The sequence below is a fragment of the Paraglaciecola sp. L1A13 genome (assembly GCF_009796745.1).
Taxonomy (GTDB): domain Bacteria; phylum Pseudomonadota; class Gammaproteobacteria; order Enterobacterales; family Alteromonadaceae; genus Paraglaciecola.
The window spans coordinates 4321249-4339894 of record NZ_CP047024.1 but is presented as its reverse complement, the minus strand read 5'-3'; the positions used below and the strand labels follow the sequence as shown (position 1 = coordinate 4339894).

Genomic DNA, 18646 nt, shown 5'->3' with positions numbered 1-18646 from the left:
TAAGCGCGCAGACTTTTTCAGCATATTTAAAAGTGACTGCTTGGCTACAAATCTATACGTAGAGTCTAGCACCCGAATTCACCATGGGCTTAATTGCTTTGGAAGATATAAGATTAAATTCGTATTTTTTATTTAGGCAAGTAGAACACAATGTTTGTTAAAGATTTTCGTAGCTTGTATTATTTTGTTTGTCGAATTGTAATCAGTACGTAAGACCAAGGTCTCATTCCGGTTTACGTTCTTACGAGTAAAGTGCTCAATATTCTTATTTGTGTTTTAGTTTTGGAGTCATTATGCCGCAAAAAATTTATCCTGTTCCTGCACACGCGAAAGAGCGCACTCATCTTACACCTGATGGCTATGAGCGTATGTACGCTCAATCAGTCGAACACCCTGAAGAGTTTTGGGCAGAGCAAGCCAAAACGCTTGATTGGATCAAAACTCCAACCAAGATTAAAAATACTTCGTTTGATGCGCATCATGTGAGTATCAAGTGGTTTGAAGATGGTGAACTAAATGTGGCATATAACTGTATTGACCGTCATTTAGCGAAACGAGGACACGTTACGGCCTTCATTTGGGAAGGGGACGATCCGCATTCTCACGATATTATTACCTATCATCGTTTACACGATGAAGTAGGCAAAATTGCTAATGGTTTGCGAAAGCTTGGTGTTGTCAAAGGAGATCGTGTCGCGATATATATGCCGATGATCCCGCAAGCTGTTTACGCCATGTTAGCCTGCGCACGAATTGGTGCGGTGCACACGGTTATTTTTGGTGGTTTTTCGCCAAATGCTATTGCCGATCGAGTTAATAATTGTCAGGCAAAAGTACTTATTACCGCTGATGAAGGCCTTAGAGCAGGAAAACACATTCCACTTAAAGTAAATGTTGATACCGCACTTGCTGAACACGATTGCCCGAGTATGGAGCAGGTGGTGGTATTTCAGCATACCGGTAACCACGTTGGTTGGGGCAAAGATGATATTTGGTGGCACGACCTTACTGATGATTGTTCACCTGATTGTCCACCTGAAGTAATGAATGCAGAAGACCCGCTGTTTATTCTGTATACGTCCGGTTCTACCGGACAGCCAAAAGGCGTAGTGCATACCACTGGTGGATATTTGCTGTGGGCATCACTGACACATAAATACGTTTTTGACTACCACCCTGGTGACGTTTATTGGTGTGCAGCTGATGTAGGATGGGTAACTGGTCACAGCTATATCGTCTATGGTCCGTTGGCTAATGGTGCCACAAGCGTCATGTTTGAAGGTGTACCGACTTATCCAGATGTACGCCGAATCGGTCAGATTGTTGATAAGCATAGAGTGAGCGTACTGTATACCGCACCAACAGCGATCCGTGCATTGATGGCTCATGGAGATTTCCCGACTGAAGGTATTAGTGGTGAGTCGTTACGTTTACTCGGTTCAGTGGGAGAACCTATTAACCCTGAAGCTTGGCATTGGTATTATACAACTGTGGGACAGTCCCGCTGCCCTGTAGTAGATACATGGTGGCAAACAGAAACTGGTGCGGCGATGATTACGCCGCTGCCAAGCGTAACACCTATGAAACCTGGCGCAGCGAGTCATCCGTTTTTTGGTGTGCAACCCGCTTTAGTTGACGGGCAGGGAAACGAACTTTCTGGGGTTGCCGAAGGCAATTTGATCATAAAAGACAGTTGGCCAGGTCAAGCGCGAACCGTTTACGGTGATCATGAGCGTTTCGTACAAACCTATTTTACAACTTATCCAGGCACTTACTGCACGGGTGATGGTGCTCGACGGGATGAAGATGATTACTACTGGATAACGGGCCGTGTTGATGACGTTCTCAATGTGTCAGGGCACCGCTTAGGAACTGCTGAAATTGAAAGTGCTTTGGTTTCACATCATTCTGTAGCTGAGGCAGCCGTCGTTGGATATCCACATGACTTAAAAGGTCAGGGTATATATGTATATGTTATGGCTAACGAAGGTGTTGTGGTAACTGAGGAGCTAACCAAAGAGTTATCCAATTGGGTGCGCAAAGAGCTTAGCCCAATCGCGACACCTGATTTAATTCAATGGTCAACAGGGCTGCCTAAAACACGCTCTGGAAAAATCATGCGTCGTATTTTGCGTAAAATTGCGGCTAATGAGTATGAGCAACTTGGAGACACATCAACGTTAGCTGACCCAAGTGTAGTTGACACCTTGATCGAACAGCGTTTAAATCGGTAGGGTCGAAATTACTAACAGTTGAATATGATAACGCTACTTGTTGCAGATGATCACCCTTTGTACCGTGATGCTTTACGCGGTGCTTTAACGATGTCTTTCAGTGAGTTAACGCTTTTAGAAGCGGCTGATTTGATGCAAACGGTAGCGTTGTTAGAGCAACATAACGATGTTGACTTACTGCTACTTGATCTACATATGCCAGGTAGCGGTGATTTGTTTGGCTTGATCCATATTCGAAAATTGTTTCCCGACTTGCCGGTGGCTGTGGTCTCAGGATTAGAGGACGCAGCCATTATTACCAAGGTAATTAACCTTGGAGCGCTTGGCTTTGTGCCCAAGACGACGGGCGCTGCACAAATTGCCCATGCAGTAACGAGCATGCTTGAAGGTGATATTTGGTTACCAGAAAGTTATGCCGGTGATGGTGTGGAATTAGACAATGAGTTTGCTGAATTAGCAGACAAAATCGCTAGCTTAACGCCAGCTCAGTACAAGGTGCTATGTTATATGCGTGACGGATTACTCAATAAGCAAATTGCTTATAATCTGGATATTGCTACCGCTACCGTAAAAGCTCATGTCACCGCCATTTTCAAAAAATTACATATTAACAATCGTACCCAAGCTGTACTTATTGCCTCGCAACTTCAGCTTGAGCCGCCTGCAGCAACGCCCTCAATTTAGCCGGTTTTACCGGTTTAGATAAATATCCACAGTCTTGCTCATGGCAACGTTCTATTAGGCTTGCCTCGATATTAGCGGTTACCAAAATTGCTGGAACCCGACCTTGCTTGTGTTCACTAAGTTCCTCGCGCAATAAGCTAATAAGCGCTAATCCATCTATATCACTGCTAAGTTGAAAATCCATTAAGATTACATCAGGTGTGAAGTGTTTGATTGCAGCCAATGCCGCTTTAGGCGTTTGTTCACAAACAGCGGTGACTTTCCACTTATCGAGTAACGTTTTTAAGGCGTCTAGATTTTGTATTTGATCATCGACACAAAGGACCTTTAATTCATGAAATCCTACTTTGTTAGCTCGTACAATCGTTTTTGCTTTAACTGGCTCACAATGTGGCAATTGGATGCTGAAGCAACTTCCGCGATTAACGCGAGAGCGAACCTGCAAATTTGCATCTAAAATACTTGAAAGACGCTGCACGACACCTAGCCCTAAGCCCACACCTTGCTGTTGGTTGCCACTAATACGATAGAAATCACCAAAAATTTTACTTAGTTGCTCAGGCTCTATACCTGAGCCGGTATCAAATACTTCAAATAGAACCTTTTTATCCCGTATTCTCACGGACAAAAGTACCCCACCGTTATCGGTATACTTAACTGCATTTGATAAAAAATTTTGTATAATTCGATACAGGTATGTGCGGTCTGTTTTAACCCAGAGTTCTGTTATTCGAGCGCGAAGTTGCAAACCTTTTTGTTCTGCGATCAGTTCAAACTCCGCTAACAAAGGTTCGAGTACCTCGCGTATATTTATTGCATTGAATTCTGGTTGAAGCTCACCTTGATCGAGTCGGGCGATATCCAGTAACGTGGCGATGAGTGCTTCACTAGCTTGAATACTGTTTGATAACTTACCTACAGTTTGGCGTGCATCGCTCGTTAACTCTGCTTCTTGTAGCGCGCCAAGATATAGTTTAGCCGCATTCAAGGGTTGTAATATATCGTGACTGGCGAGGGCTAAAAAACGTGTTTTACTGGCATTGGCTTGTTCGGCGACCTTCCTTGCGCTGACCAATTGTGTTTCTGCTTGGGCGCGTCTTTGTATTTCAGACCTCAATTCCTCATTGATGGTGTGCACTTCTTGACTACGCTTTTGAATTCGATTTTCTAAATCGATGTTGGCTTCTTTAAGGGCATGTTGCGTTTCTATGTGCTCAGTTACATCATTGAAACTGGTAACAAAGCCACCGCCAGGCAATGGTGTGCCAATCATCTCTAGTGTCCGTCCGTCGCTGCGTTGACGCAAGAATCGATGGCTGGTGCCTTTACGCATATGTTCAAGCCGTTTTTGCACCAAATACTCAACATCTCCTGAGCCGCACTCGCCGCGCTGTGCGTTATATCTGACTAAATCTTCGATAGGGCGTCCGACCCGGATCATATTTGCTGGGTAGCTAAAAAGCGCTAAGTAGCTTTTATTCCAAGCGACTAAATTGAGATCGCGGTCTATCACGCTTATGCCTTGCTCAAGACTTTCAAGAGAAGCGACTAAGGCGCTCATATTGAATTGAATCGCTTGGGTCGTATCATCAAAAAAATTGACGACTTCTTCGAAATTGAGTTTTTTACCACTGATAGCACTGTCGACTAATGCTTTAGCAGATGATGCACCAATAACACCTCCTAATGCCCGCTCACTAAAGTGCACAAATTCTTCACTTGCTGATTCGGCGGGGTTAAGGATGTGACCGTTACGTGTTTGATAATCGCTAAGTAGTTGTCGACAGCGTTTTTCACCTAAAAATGTACTCAGTAACGTTTGTAAGTCTTCGACGGTGGTGTGAGTAGATGGGGTATTATGATGCTTGGCTTTGTCATCTGTTTTAGTTACAAATGCTTCCGCTTGGATACGATCAATCAAGCGTACATCGGCTACATACGAGAACAATACATAGGTTAGCGCATTCGCAATTAAACTATAAATGGCAACCGCATTTATAGTGTCGTTTAGCATAAAACTTTGACCAGAGTCGTTAATTAAGGGCAGCATCAGCCATAGTACCCATGAACCTATACCAACCATTAACCCAGCATATACACCTTGTGCATGTCCACGTTTCCAGTATAAGCCGCCCACAATAGCCGGTAATAACTGAATAACGAGCGAAAACGCGATTAAACCAATAGAGGCAAGGGATCGACTGTCGGTCATTTGTTGATAATATAAATAAGCCAAGAATAAAATGGCCGCGATGACCGAACGGCGGATCAATAAAATACGTTTAGTAAAGCTTGGCGGCATGGCTGAACTTCGATGCTCAGCCAACATTTTGGGTAAAATTACGTCGTTGGTTAACATGGTGCTCAAGGTCAGGGTGGCGACAATGATCATCGCTGTAGCTGCAGATAATCCCCCTACAAACACCAACATTTGCAGCAACATGCTGCCGCTATTCATGGCAAGGCCTAAAACATAAGTGTCCGGCTCTTGCGCTGAATTGCGAAACATTTCATCGCCTGCGGCAGATATAATCGGAATGAGTACCGCAATACACAGCAGGTAGAGGGGAAATAGCCAACGTGCTGTTTTTAGATGGCTTAACTTGAGATTATCAACAATGGCAACGTGAAATTGCCTAGGTAGGCATACAACCGCACCGGCCGCCATTAAAGTTTGCGCTACAAAAGAAAAAGACCCTATATTATCTAGTGCTTCGAGTGTGGTGAATGCAGCAAGTAAAGGAGTAGTAGATTGCGATGAATAAGCTAAATATCCGAAACTAGCTACCGCAATTAAAGCACACAGCTTTATCACTGATTCAAAGGATATCGCCACCATTAGACCGCGGCGGTATTCAGTGACGTCGGTATGTTTGGTGCCAAAATAAATGGCAAATAAAGCGATAAAGGACGTCGCCCCCAATACAACCCATTCCGCATGGGTTTGCCCTGAGACCATTAAAAATGCCGAACCAACCGCTTTAAGTTGCAACGCAATGTAGGGAATAGTAGCCAATAGCGCGATCAAGGTTACCAATAAAGCAATGGTTTGTCGTTTTCCGTAACGAGAAGAAATGAAATCGGCAATAGTGGTAATATGTTGACGTTTACTGACAGCTATAAGTTTACGTAAAAAACGATAACCAAATAGATAGAGCAACATCGGGCCAAGGAATATCGGCAAATAATCCCAAGTAGCTCGCGATGCCTCACCTACAGAGCCAAAAAACGTCCAGGCTGTGCAATATATCGCTAACGCCAATGAGTATATGGCGGGATGTGAACTGATACGTTTAGCCAGAGAGGAGTTTCCATCCCCCCATTTAGCAATCCAAAATAGCCCCATTAAATAGACAATGGCTAATACCATCCAACCTAACGCCATAACCCTTCCTAATTAAATTGCAGTCTAAATTATATCCCATATCGTCACGTAGAACGCTTATTTATAAGGACTTTAGCATAATCGCCTGAACTAATTCACCCCGTAAGACCATGGTCTCATTCCGTCTTTTGAAACATAAGACTAAAGTAATTTACATCTTATTAACGTTGGATGAAAAACAAGATGGCATTTAAAAATGAAGAAGATAAAAAAGCATATTGGCGGGAAAATCTCGCTCTTATGGCAAAACTACTAGTCGTTTGGTTTGTCGTGTCCTTTGGTTGCGGTATTTTGCTGGTGGACTTACTCGATCAAATACAGCTCTTTGGCTTTAAGTTGGGCTTCTGGTTTGCTCAGCAGGGTGCAATTTACGTTTTTGTCGCGTTGATATTTATCTACATGTACAAAATGAATCAACTCGATAAGCGCTACGGCGTCGACGAAGAATAGGAGCAGGTCAATGGATGTTCAAATATTAACTTTTATTATCGTAGGCGCTTCATTTGCCTTGTATATAGCGATTGCTATATGGGCTAGAGCAGGTTCAACGCAGGAGTTTTATGTCGCAGGTGGCGGCGTTCACCCTATAGCAAATGGTATGGCAACCGCTGCGGATTGGATGTCGGCTGCATCATTTATTTCAATGGCTGGGCTTATTTCATTTATGGGATATGACGGCGCCGTTTACTTACTTGGCTGGACCGGCGGATACGTTTTACTCGCATTATGCCTTGCACCATATTTACGTAAGTTTGGTAAATTTACCGTACCGGATTTTATCGGCGATCGATATTATTCACAAACTGCCCGGACCGTAGCGGTTATCTGCGCAATATTCGTGTGCTTTACCTATGTTGCAGGTCAAATGCGCGGTGTAGGTGTCGTCTTCAGTCGCTTCTTGGAAGTCGATATTGTAACCGGTGTGGTTATTGGTATGGCTATCGTGTTTTTCTATACCGTTCTTGGTGGCATGAAGGGCATAACCTATACCCAAGTTGCACAGTACTGTGTATTGATTTTTGCTTACTTAGTACCAGCCGTGTTTATCTCAATTTTAGCAACTGGCCATGTATTACCTCAAACAGGCTTTGGGGCAACGTTAGCGGATGGTTCGGGGGTTTATCTGCTAGATAAGTTAGATGGATTATCGACCCAGCTCGGATTTAACGAATATACGTCCGGCACGAAGGGCACGTTCGATGTGTTCTGTATTACCGCTGCACTAATGGTTGGCACTGCGGGTTTACCGCATGTAATCGTACGCTTCTTTACTGTACCCAAAGTACGTGATGCACGTAAGAGTGCCGGTTGGGCGTTGTTATTCATCGCTATTTTGTATACCACTGCACCTTCTATTGCCGCGTTTGCTCGTGTCAACATGATAGAAACCATTAACGGTCCTTCCGTTAGTGACCAAGCAGGTACTGGTACACCACATAGTGAAGCGCCAAGCTGGATAACGAGCTGGGAGAAAACAGGCCTTATTTCTTGGGACGATAAAAACCAAGATGGCAATATGTTCTACTCAGGTGATGAACGTAATGAAATGCACGTGGATCGCGACATTATCGTCATGGCCAATCCAGAGATAGCGAATCTGCCAGCTTGGGTTATTGCATTAGTTGCCGCAGGTGGTATAGCAGCGGCACTTTCAACATCAGCAGGTTTATTGCTGGTTATCTCAACTTCTGTCTCGCACGATTTATTAAAGCGTAACTTGATGCCCAATATTTCAGATAAGAAGGAGTTGTTTTACGCACGATTGGCGGCAGGCGTTGCCATTGTTATCGCGGGATATTTCGGCGTCAATCCGCCCGGGTTTGTGGCCCAGGTGGTCGCCTTCGCGTTCGGCCTGGCAGCATCGTCTTTCTTCCCTGCTATAATTTTGGGAATATTCATGAAGCGTATGAATGACAAAGGCGCAATATCAGGCATGCTTGCAGGAATAGGGTTTACAGCGGCTTACATCATTTACTTTAAGTTCGTTAACCCTGCAGCCAATGTGTCAGAAAACTGGTGGTTCGGTGTCTCGCCTGAAGGTATAGGCGCAATCGGTATGTTGGTGAATTTCGCGGTTGCATTATTAGTCTTCAAAATGACCAAAGAGGCACCACAAGAAATTCAGCAATTAGTCGAGGATATTCGTTATCCAAAAGGTGCTGGGGAGGCCACAGCACATTAATCGATGATTTTAGTGTAATAAGAGTGAAGTAAAAATACTCACTTACTACAAAAGCGCCCCTCAGTTTGGGCGCTTTTTATTTTCTGCGAATTATCAGATTATCGGGGGCAAGTAAGCGCTGGTAATTTAGGCGTTTTTAGCTATTATTGTCTGCGTATCAAACATTTAAAAATTTATTAAATGATAGGGATGTTGATGGCGGTATTTACTGATGTGCAATTTAATTCAGTTGTAACTGTAGGGGCGTTAGCTAACAGCGTTAACGCTGTGATGTCTAGTCATCCAAAAGGACTTATGATCCTGTGTACCGATCAAGCCGCGACTTGGGGGGATGAATTTGATGATTGGCTAAAAGACGTTGACGTACCGATATTTGGAGCGATAGTACCGGGGCTTATTTTAGACTCGAAATTTGAACCAACTGGTATATTGGTCGCTGGTATGGTCAATTGCATCAATGTTTCAGTGATAGAAAATATTTCAACTGAATCTCCACAAATCTCGAATATAGACTTTAAATCTTCGACTGCGAAATCTGTAATTGTCATGGTGGATGCTCTATCACGCCAGGTTGACGCCTACTTACAGCAAATATTGCGCTTGTTACCTGAAGATTGTTGTGTTTTTGGTGGCGGTGCTGGCACGTTAAAGTTTATTTCTCAGCCGTGTCTGTTCAGCTCTGCTGGTATGCATCAAGATGCGATGCTATTAGTCGAAATGTCGACTGAATGGGATTTGGCGGTAGCTCATGGCTGGGAAATTTTAGCGGGGCCTTATTTGGCTAATAATGCTGATGATAACTGTATCTTGGAGCTTAACTTTGAACCCGCAGTCACACTTTATCAGCGAGTCGTAGAAGAGCACACAACGCTGCGTTTTGATGAACATGATTTTTTTGATATTGCCAAAACATTTCCTTTTGGGTTAGCTAGGTTAGATGACAGCGTTCTTATTCGCGATCCCATTAAAGTTGAGGGGCAAGGGCTTATTTGTGCCGGTGATATACCGGATAATACCATGCTCTACATTATGCAAGGAGATGCTGAGAAGCTGATATCCGCGGCATCGGGAGCAGTAAAAAATACCATTTCGAACGTAGCCACTTCGGGTAGTGTGAGTGACGGTATATTGTTCGACTGCGTTAGTCGGCAATTGTTTTTGCAAGATGAATTTTCCATCGAACTGAATCAAATTCATGCCGAGCTAACCGAACCTTATCGAGTGGTAGGCGCATTGGTATTGGGTGAGATAGCGTTAGATGAAAATGGTATTTTAAGTTTACACAATAAAACGGCCGTTACCGCTCTGGCTCGAGCGCAGAGTGAATAGGCATTATGATAAATGACACCCACATATGCGTTTGTCTTCATTTACTTGTCGGTTTTTGTAGATGAATGAAATGAGCCGCACCTTACAGATTATTTCTATTCAGCATGAGCTGGCTATGAGTATCGGCTTGGACTTGGATTTAGATAAAATGCTGCAGCTTTTTCTCGATAGAGCGAAAAAGCGTTTGAGTTTACGCAGCGCGTTAGTTTTCAAACAAGCCCCCAGAGAAGACAAGGACAGTAATCTACTTTGTTACCCTTATGCCCCTAGGCCCGACGAAGGGAGTGATTGGCTGGTAGAACAAATTTTCCAATTTAGTAAATTAGATAAAGCTAATCAATGCCTGCAAAAAGATGACTGCTACTTCTATCTATTTAAGGTGCCTAAATTCGGCGCGATCAGTTTCGAGCGTAAATTACATCCAATAGACGACATTGTGCTGCATGCGCTGTTGCCTCTGTTTGGGCGATTAGCCGTGAGTTGTCAAGCTTGTTTGGAACATCAAAATCTTGTTGATGAAATTAAAAACCGTAAGGCCATCGAAGAGCAACTCAGACGACAAACTTATCAAGATGTCCTGACGGGATTGCCTAACCGTAAAATGTTAAACATTAATTTGCAAAGTTTACTAAGCAATGTTCAACAACAGGGCCAATATGGCGCAGTGTTTTTTATTGATTTGGATCGCTTTAAGTTAATAAACGATACCTTAGGTCATTCTGTTGGCGATGAACTACTGATCAATATAACCAGCAAATTGAGAAATTGTATTCGCCGGGACGATACATTGGCTCGAGTCGGTGGCGATGAATTTATCTTACTGTTGAATAATATAGGCACTGACGAACTAAGTGCGGTGGCAAAAGCAACCAAAGTCGCAGAAAAAATGCTGGGTATTACCCGTGAAAGCGTTGAGCTATCTAATTGTTCTGTTTATACCAGCTTTAGTATCGGTATTGCCTTATTTCCTTCCCCTGAACTGAGTGTTAATAAGACGATCAGTGAACAGGCGAAGTGTCTTATTAAAAATGCCGATGTAGCTATGTATAAAATTAAGCATACGAGTCGTAACGGTTACATGTTTTTTCGCCACGAATTGCAAGTCATGTCGGCATTTCGTTCCGAGGTAGAGCAACGTTTGCACGTGGCTTTACGGGAACAATCATTCGAATTATATTTTCAACCAATGGTTAATCTCAACGGAAAAATAATAGCCGCTGAAGCGCTACTGCGGTGGCATGATGAGAAACTAGGTTGGGTAGGCCCTCAGGACTTTATTCCGGTGGCTGAAGAGTCAGGACTTATTGTTGACATTGGCATGTGGGTCTTGAGGCATACATGCGAGCTAATAGCGCAGAATTTAAATTGGTTTGAGCAGGGTAAGTTACGATATATCAGCGTCAATATTAGCCCGCGCCAGTTTAGCCAACCTCATTTTGTCGCCGAGTTGTTAACATTAATAGGCGAATTCAATATTCCGCATACATACTTACGACTTGAGATAACGGAAGGCGTCGCTATGGAGAATATCACCAGTGCTATCAATATAATGAAAGCACTATCCAGCCAAGATTTGCACTTTATGTTAGATGATTTTGGCAGTGGTTATTCTTCCTTATCTTATCTTCACCAATTACCGCTTAAATCCGTTAAAATAGACCGAAGCTTTGTCTCTCAAATACATAATAAGACTGATAACCAAGTTATAGTTGAAGCCATCATTTATATTTCAAAGCACTTTTCTTTGGAGTGCGTCATCGAAGGCTTAGAAACTGCGGAAGAGAGAGCGTATTTTAACGACAAGAGTATCGCCGCTATCCAAGGATTTTATTTCTTCAAACCTCAATCTGAGCAAGCATTTACTAAGCTGTTAAACGGAGTGGGTTAATTACCGGAAAAAGCTGATTTATGCCGAATTTTTAGCCCGTTTGAGGTATGCTTTTTATTATGCGCTGAGCAAGGCTGATTGTTAGAGAATTCATATGAACCATATCCCACAACACACGCTAGAATTTCTGCGCGAATCAGCGCCATTTAATTTACTTAACGAAGAACAAAGAAATGTTCTGGCTCAATCCATTACGGTTGCTTACTTCAGTCAAGATGATGTGGCAAGTCTTTTGAAGCAACAACAAGGCAGCCTGTTTCTTATCTATAACGGCCAGTATTCGGTGCAAGACTCAGCGGACGCTGAGCGTCATGTCAGTGATGGGGATTATTTTGGCTGCGATAATTTATGGCAAAAACAGCCCAATGCAATCAGCATAAAAGTAGACAGCCCTGGATTGGTATATTGCATTCCTAAAAAAAGTTTTAGCCAATGCGCAGTAAAACATCCCAGTATTGAGACTTTTTTCCGCAACTATACATCGGAGCAAATTTACAGTGAGCACGTCGATGATTCAAAATCTATGTGGCTGTATAAGCCGATCAAAGAAGTTATTTCAGGTGACGTAATAGGCGAAGATATTCATAGTAGTATTTTGCAAGGGGTGCAAAAGATGTCCCGCAGTAGCGTTTCATCCCTTGTTATCACCGATAATCAAACGTTGGTTGGTATTTTAACTGACCGAGACATACGTAACCGCGTGGTCGCTCAGCAAACGGATGTCAACCTTGCTGTTAGTGAAATTATGACCCGAGATCCGGTTAAGATAAATGAACAACGCACCTTGTTCGATGCCTTGTGCGTAATGACCGAGCATAATGTTCATCATCTGCCGGTAGTGGACAAAAATACTGGCGCTCCTATTGGCATGCTGACGGCCAGCGATATGATCCGCCATCAGCGCGGGAATGTGTTGTTTGTTATTAATGAACTTACCAAAGCATCATCGCTTTATGAGCTGTCGCGGCTATCGTGGCAGTTACCCCACTATTTTTCGAAACATGCTAAACGCTTAGGTGACTTCGATATCGCGGGCAAGGTGTTGTCTCAGGCAACGGATATTATGACTCGTAGATTGATTAGTTTTTTTCAACAACAGCATGGTGAAGCCCCTTTGGAATATTGCTGGCTGGTTTATGGTTCCCAAGCAAGAGAAGATCAAACTATGGGCTCTGATCAAGACAATGGATTATTACTCTCCCATGAGCCTACGCCCGAGCAAGGGAAGTATTTTGCAGATATGGCGGAGTATGTTTGTAGAGGATTAGACAAATGCGGCATTCAGCTATGTACCGGCAATATCATGGCCAGTAATCCTGAATTGCGCTTATCGGTAGACCAAGCGATTAAGCAAGCTCAAGTTTGGGTGAGAGAGCCTAGTCCTCAAGCCATTTTGAATTGTAATATATTTCTTGATGTACGAGGAGTAGCTGGCGATCGTTCCTTGCTGAGCCGGTTACATGAAGGGCGTAAAGATCTACTCAAGCAATCAAGGTTTATTGCTGCCCTAACTCGACACGCAAGTGAAGGACACGTTCCACTTTCCATGTTCCAAAAATTTGTATACAAAAAAGGGTTGGCGAAGAAAGACTGTATTGATTTAAAGCACAGTGGTGTAGCGATAATTAATAACTTGGTGCGCATTTATTCTTTGGCTAACGGTTTAACGATGCCGTCTATTCCACATCGATTAGATGGGTTGTTATCTCATTCAGGTTTATCTACTAAGGACGTTAAGAACCTACGAGATATCTGGTTATTACTCAATCGGCTTCGCTGGCGTCATCAAATCGAGAACAAAGTTACCGACAATTATGTTTCGATCAGTGATTTATCGTCTATCGAAAAGTACCAACTAAAAGAAGCTATGCGGGTCATCCGTCGTACTCAACAAGCCGCTGTGTTCAAGTTTGCCGGTGGGTTAGGTTAAGTCTAGGGGGAAATTTGATGTGGAAAAAAGTGAAACAGTGGCTAGCACCCAGACCGCAAGTGCCTGACGAATGGCTAAACATGCCATTGGCAGAGATACCTTTTTTATGTATTGATTTAGAGCTTACATCACTTAATTTAAAAGATACCAAAATATTGTCAATTGGATGGGTGGAAGGCAAGGGTAAGCAAATATTCCTACAAAGTTGTTTTTACCAAGTGGTATCGACAACGGGGTCGCTAAATCAAAGTCCCGTTATACATGGATTGACCGCGCAGGATATTGCTCAAGGGGAGCCGCTACGGATTTCTCTTGAAAAACTTAAACATTATGCGAGTAGCCATATTTGGGTTTTTCACTGTACAGCCTTAGATATGACAGTTCTAAATGGTGTTTTTAAAAAGCTAAATATTGCTTTACCCACAGTGGTTACTGTAGATACTCTGCGATTTGGCTTATATCAATTAACGAGAAATTTACGGCCGCCTCCCCCCAATGCTGTCGTGCTGCCAGTCTGTCGAGCGCGCTATAATTTACCTGCAGTCGCTGGGCATAATGCATTAGACGATGCAATGGCGACTATGGAGTTACTGTACGCCCAGATCCAGAAGTTTTCCCCCAAAACCAGTGATACACTTAAGAGCTTGCTTATAACCAGTGCAGTTGAAGTATTTCCAGCACAACCGATTCAAGAGCGAAAATAGAACCTGTAAATCTTATGTAACAAAATAGTTTATATAATGTTATTAAAATGTTGCAAAATATACCTCCACGCTATAGTAAAAACTCCTTTCTTTAACTAAATTTAAGGAGAAGCAAAGAGGAGAGGTATTGTGAAATATTTTACCAAGCAGGATACATTTTGGGTGATTCTATTTGTTACCCTAGGTTTAACAGCTTGCCAAAGTGCTCCGCCCATAAAACAAGTATCAGGGCCCATTTTGCAAGATGATGCATTTCCCAGAGCAAGTGATATTAGGATTGAATCTGAAAAAGATATATTTCGGTTGGACAAAGAAGCCAGGGCCTACGTGCAAAAAACAGTCGGCCGTATTAAAGATCCAATAGAGCGAACGGAGACGTTAGCCAGAAATATATTTGAGCGCTTAGATTTTGATTTGCTTTATCGCGGTGACGCGAATACCACGGCCAATGAAACCTTTTATAACAAAACCGCGAACTGTTTATCTTTATCTATTATGACTTATGCAATGGCTACAGAGGCAGGATTAGGTGCGCGCTTTCAAGACGTTAAAGTGCCAGAGTATTGGACACGACGTGAGGGGGTAAGCTTACTAAACGGGCATATCAATTTACAAATAGTCCCAAGAGAACGCAGCAGTAATTCATTCTATGTGTATAACAAAGGTTATCAAATCGACTTTAACCCGCAAACCGCAAAAGAACATTTTATAAAAACAGAATTGAGTAAAAATCAAGTTATCGCGATGTTCTATAACAATAAGGGAGCTGATGCGTTGCTTAATAATGATCGCGACCGCGCATATGCTTATTTTGCAGCCGCCCTAAAAGTTGAGCCAAATTTTGACTCTGCTTTGGTCAATTTAGGTTTTTTGTATCGCGTATCTAAGTTGTATGAATTATCGGAAAACGTTTACTTACATGCTTTGTCTTCATCTCCTGATAATTTAACCGCATGGGAAAATTTAGCGTACTTGTATGCACATTCGGGCAAGCCGGAACAATCGGCAGCGATTCTTGCCCGAGTGCAAAGTAAACGTTTACGTAACCCATACTATCACTTGGACTTGGGAAGAAGGGATTTTGACCTCGGCAAACTGCAACAGGCTTTAACTCATTTTAATCGAGCGTTGGCTATCGACGGTAGTCGTCATGAAATATTTTATGCATTAGCGAAAACGTACTATGCGCTTGGTGAGGTAGTTGAAACTGAGAGATATTTGAAAAAAGCCAAACGTAAGACGAAAAACTTACAAGAAAAAGAGCTGTATCAAGGTGAGTTAGACTTATTGACGCGTTCTTAAATATACATATATAACTTTGTAAAGACCGACCTCAGCGATTTTTATATTGCTGAGGTTGGTTTTTGTTGTTTGATAATCAACAGTTTACGCTACGCCAAGTTCTCGTAAACGTTCAGCTAAGTAGGTCTTCGCGGTATGGCGTTTTGATAATACTACCTCAGGACGGGGATGCAAAAACAACGGTAACGATATCCGAGATTTAGATTGATCAGCACCTTTAGGGTTAATGACCCGATGAGACGTAGACGGAAAATATCCACCGGATGCTTCTTGCAACATATCCCCGATGTTAACAATCAAATTACCAAAGTCGCAAGGTACGTCAATCCATTCATCACCGGTACCTTTAACCTGCAGGCCAGGTTCATTCGCTGAAGGCAGAATGGTCAATAAATTAATATCTTCATGGGCTGCGGCGCGAATAGCGTCAGGTTCTTCATTGCCCGTAATCGGTGGGTAATGTAGCACACGTAAAAGTGTCTGATCACTGTTCGTGGCCATGCCGGAAAGCGGTTCACTGTAGTGGGCAGCAACGTCAGCAGGCGAATACTTTTCAACCCAGCCAAGTAATTCAGATGCTAAATCATTAGCTGCCTGATAGTAGTCTTGTAATTCTTGTTTTAAATTTGGCGGGCACTTACCCCAAGGATAATAATGAAAGTACTCTTTAATATCTTTCTTTTTAAAACCCTTGGCTGTTTCAGATACTTTAGTTGAGAAGAAACCGTCGTGGCTTTTATTATCGAACGCATAATGAAGCTTCTCATCGCTATTGAAGAAAGCCTGCCAGTTTTGATAAATACTGGTAACAGAAGACTGTTCAATAGGATGGTTTTTAAGGACACCAAAACCTGTTTGGCGCAGCGATTCAACGAACTGTTTGTCCGCGTCAGGCGCTAGATAGTCAACTGCGAGCAATTGCATAATATTCTTTCCTGTCTGTCATGTAGTGTGAATGGATTGCCTACCTTGGCATTCATTCCTTTAATATTTACTTCAAAGCCGGCGGCGTTACTTTAAAGGCTTAGATATAAGCCTGCTAACGCTGCGCTCATTAGATTTGCTAACGTGGCCGCTAATACTGCTTTTAAGCCAAGTTGGGCAATTTCTTTGCGTCTGGTTGGAGCCAATGCGCCAATACCACCCATAAGTATCGCAATCGATGAAAAATTAGCAAAACCACAAAGTGAAAATATGACGATAGCTTGCGTACCTGGTGATAAATCTGCTTGGTATTTTAGAAAATCTACGTAGGCAACAAACTCATTGACGACCATTTTCTGCCCGATAAAGCTCCCTGCAAGATTCGCTTCATCCCATGGCACGCCTAATGTCCATGCTAACGGCTGAAAAACGTAACCGAGGATCATTTCAAAGCTTAAGTTTTCAACGCCCACTAAACCACCAGCCCAGCCAATTAGACCGTTTAGCAAAGCGATAAGAGCGATAAAGGCAAGCAGCATGGCGCCTACATTTAGCGCTAGGTGCATACCGGAAGCTGCACCGCTGGCTGCCGCATCAAAAATATTAGCGTATTTATCTTCTTCATTGTCGACTTCAGCTAGTTCGTTCTTCACTTCTTGGGTCTCAGGCATAATGATTTTTGCCATCAATAAACCACCTGGAGCAGCCATGAAGCTGGCAGCGAGCAAATACTTAATTTCCACCCCCATTCCCGCGTATCCAGCCATAACAGAGCCCGCAATAGACGCTAAACCGCCAACCATAATGGCGAACAGTTCTGAGCGAGTCATATGTGGAATAAATGGCTTTACCACCAATGGGGCTTCAGTCTGACCAACAAAAATATTAGCTGCAGCAGACATGGACTCAGGGCGACTGGTTTTTAGGGCGACTTGCAAAAAACCACCGATTAAGCGGATGATCCAAGACATAATTCCCAAATGATAGAGAACAGTGATTAACGAAGAGAAAAACACGATGACCGGTAAAACATTGAACGCAAAAATAAAGCCAAGTGATTTGTTACCAAGCTGACCAAAAATGAAATCTATGCCTTGCTGACTGTATTCAATAATATTTTTGACGTAGACAGTCAGGCCTAGCAAAAACTCTTTCCCTGGAGGGAAGTACAGCACTAATGCGCCAATTATGGCCTGAATGGCAAATGCACCACCCACAGTGCGCCAGTTTATCGACTTGCGATGTGCAGAAAGCAGTATCGCAAGAATGAACAGAACAGCGATGCCAATCAAGCTGACCATCCTAACTCCTTAATTATTGTTATTATATCGTCGTTATTGGTTTCGGACTAAAGTAGCGTCTGCTGAATATGAGATTTAATAACATCCAGTGCAATACGGTTCTTGCCGCCTTGGGTAACAATCACATCAGCAGTAAAACGACTTGGTGCGATAAACTGATGGTACATTGGTTTAACAGTTGATTCATATTGTTTGGCAACAGAATCTAGCGTACGACCTCGTTCAGCAATATCACGTTTCATGCGACGCAATAAGCAAATGTCTAAGGGGGTATCTACAAAGATTTTAATGTCGAATAAGGGCTGCAAATCTTGATTTGCTAACAACATAATACCTTCAATTATGATAACCGGTGCTGACATTAGTTTTTCGGTTTGAGCCAAGCGTGTATGTGTTTTGTAGCAATAGTGAGGGTATTCAACCGACTGCCAGTTTCTCAGGGCTTGCAAGTGCTCAACCAGTAATTCATGTTCAAATGCTTTGGGATGGTCGTAATTATTTTTTTCACGCTCTTCCATAGGGAGATGATCCTGAGCGCGGTAATAATGATCTTCACGTAATATTCGAACATGTTTCCCGTCTTCTGAAAATTCCTTTAGCAAATTTTCAGTAAACAGCGATTTACCCGAGCCAGAAGCACCGGAGATAGCGATAACGAGGGGGGCAGACATACTACTCCGAAATGATAGATATGAGATTGCTTGAAAGATACCAGCGAACGGTGAAAAAGTCAGTTTTCACGGTGCATTTATACAGCAATTTTTGTGACAACCCGTAAATCTA

The 18646-nt window shown here is 42.9% G+C and carries 13 protein-coding genes; 9 read left to right on the top strand and 4 right to left on the bottom strand.

Annotated features, from left to right (window positions below; genetic code table 11):
* Positions 1-293 precede the first annotated feature (293 nt).
* Positions 294-2234 carry an acetate--CoA ligase gene (gene acs / locus GQR89_RS18340; protein WP_158771389.1) on the top strand — a complete coding sequence of 647 codons (1941 nt, stop codon included), beginning with the start codon at positions 294-296 and terminating at the stop codon, positions 2232-2234.
* A 24-nt stretch (positions 2235-2258) separates the two neighbouring features.
* Positions 2259-2918: a response regulator transcription factor gene (locus GQR89_RS18335; protein WP_158771388.1), complete on the top strand. Its 660-nt coding sequence runs from the start codon at positions 2259-2261 to the stop codon at positions 2916-2918.
* On the opposite strand, the gene GQR89_RS18330 is transcribed toward GQR89_RS18335, so the two are convergent.
* Positions 2866-6303: a PAS-domain containing protein gene (locus tag GQR89_RS18330; RefSeq protein WP_158771387.1), complete on the bottom strand. Its 3438-nt coding sequence runs from the start codon at positions 6301-6303 to the stop codon at positions 2866-2868. The genes GQR89_RS18335 and GQR89_RS18330 overlap by 53 nt on opposite strands.
* A gap of 183 nt (positions 6304-6486) precedes the next feature.
* Between GQR89_RS18330 and GQR89_RS18325 the strand changes: the two genes are divergently transcribed.
* The 7 genes from GQR89_RS18325 (at position 6487) to GQR89_RS18295 (ending at position 15638) form a co-directional block, all read left to right on the top strand.
* Positions 6487-6753: a DUF4212 domain-containing protein gene (locus GQR89_RS18325; RefSeq protein WP_158771386.1), complete on the top strand. Its 267-nt coding sequence runs from the start codon at positions 6487-6489 to the stop codon at positions 6751-6753.
* Between the two features lie 10 nt (positions 6754-6763).
* A complete protein-coding gene (locus tag GQR89_RS18320; protein ID WP_158771385.1) occupies positions 6764-8485 on the top strand; it encodes a sodium:solute symporter family protein in 1722 nt (573 codons plus the stop codon).
* 195 nt (positions 8486-8680) lie between these two features.
* Positions 8681-9814, top strand: a complete 1134-nt coding sequence (locus tag GQR89_RS18315) for an FIST signal transduction protein (RefSeq protein WP_158771384.1) — start codon at positions 8681-8683, stop codon at positions 9812-9814.
* A gap of 70 nt (positions 9815-9884) precedes the next feature.
* Positions 9885-11702, top strand: coding sequence for a bifunctional diguanylate cyclase/phosphodiesterase (locus GQR89_RS18310; RefSeq protein WP_233269017.1), 1818 nt, complete (start codon positions 9885-9887; stop codon positions 11700-11702).
* 94 nt (positions 11703-11796) lie between these two features.
* Positions 11797-13632 (top strand): DUF294 nucleotidyltransferase-like domain-containing protein, encoded by a 1836-nt coding sequence (locus GQR89_RS18305; protein WP_158771382.1) that lies wholly within the window; start codon positions 11797-11799, stop codon positions 13630-13632.
* A gap of 17 nt (positions 13633-13649) precedes the next feature.
* Complete coding sequence (locus GQR89_RS18300; protein ID WP_158771381.1) at positions 13650-14336, top strand: exonuclease domain-containing protein; 687 nt, start codon at positions 13650-13652, stop codon at positions 14334-14336.
* A 129-nt stretch (positions 14337-14465) separates the two neighbouring features.
* Positions 14466-15638: a transglutaminase-like domain-containing protein gene (locus GQR89_RS18295; RefSeq protein ID WP_158771380.1), complete on the top strand. Its 1173-nt coding sequence runs from the start codon at positions 14466-14468 to the stop codon at positions 15636-15638.
* 84 nt (positions 15639-15722) lie between these two features.
* On the opposite strand, the gene GQR89_RS18290 is transcribed toward GQR89_RS18295, so the two are convergent.
* From GQR89_RS18290 to udk, 3 genes are all read right to left on the bottom strand, one after another.
* Positions 15723-16562: a 2OG-Fe(II) oxygenase family protein gene (locus GQR89_RS18290; RefSeq protein WP_158771379.1), complete on the bottom strand. Its 840-nt coding sequence runs from the start codon at positions 16560-16562 to the stop codon at positions 15723-15725.
* Positions 16563-16654: 92 nt separating this feature from the next.
* Positions 16655-17863, bottom strand: coding sequence for a NupC/NupG family nucleoside CNT transporter (locus GQR89_RS18285; protein ID WP_158771378.1), 1209 nt, complete (start codon positions 17861-17863; stop codon positions 16655-16657).
* 47 nt (positions 17864-17910) lie between these two features.
* Positions 17911-18534: a uridine kinase gene (gene udk, locus GQR89_RS18280; RefSeq protein ID WP_158771377.1), complete on the bottom strand. Its 624-nt coding sequence runs from the start codon at positions 18532-18534 to the stop codon at positions 17911-17913.
* Between the last annotated feature and the right edge of the window lie 112 nt (positions 18535-18646).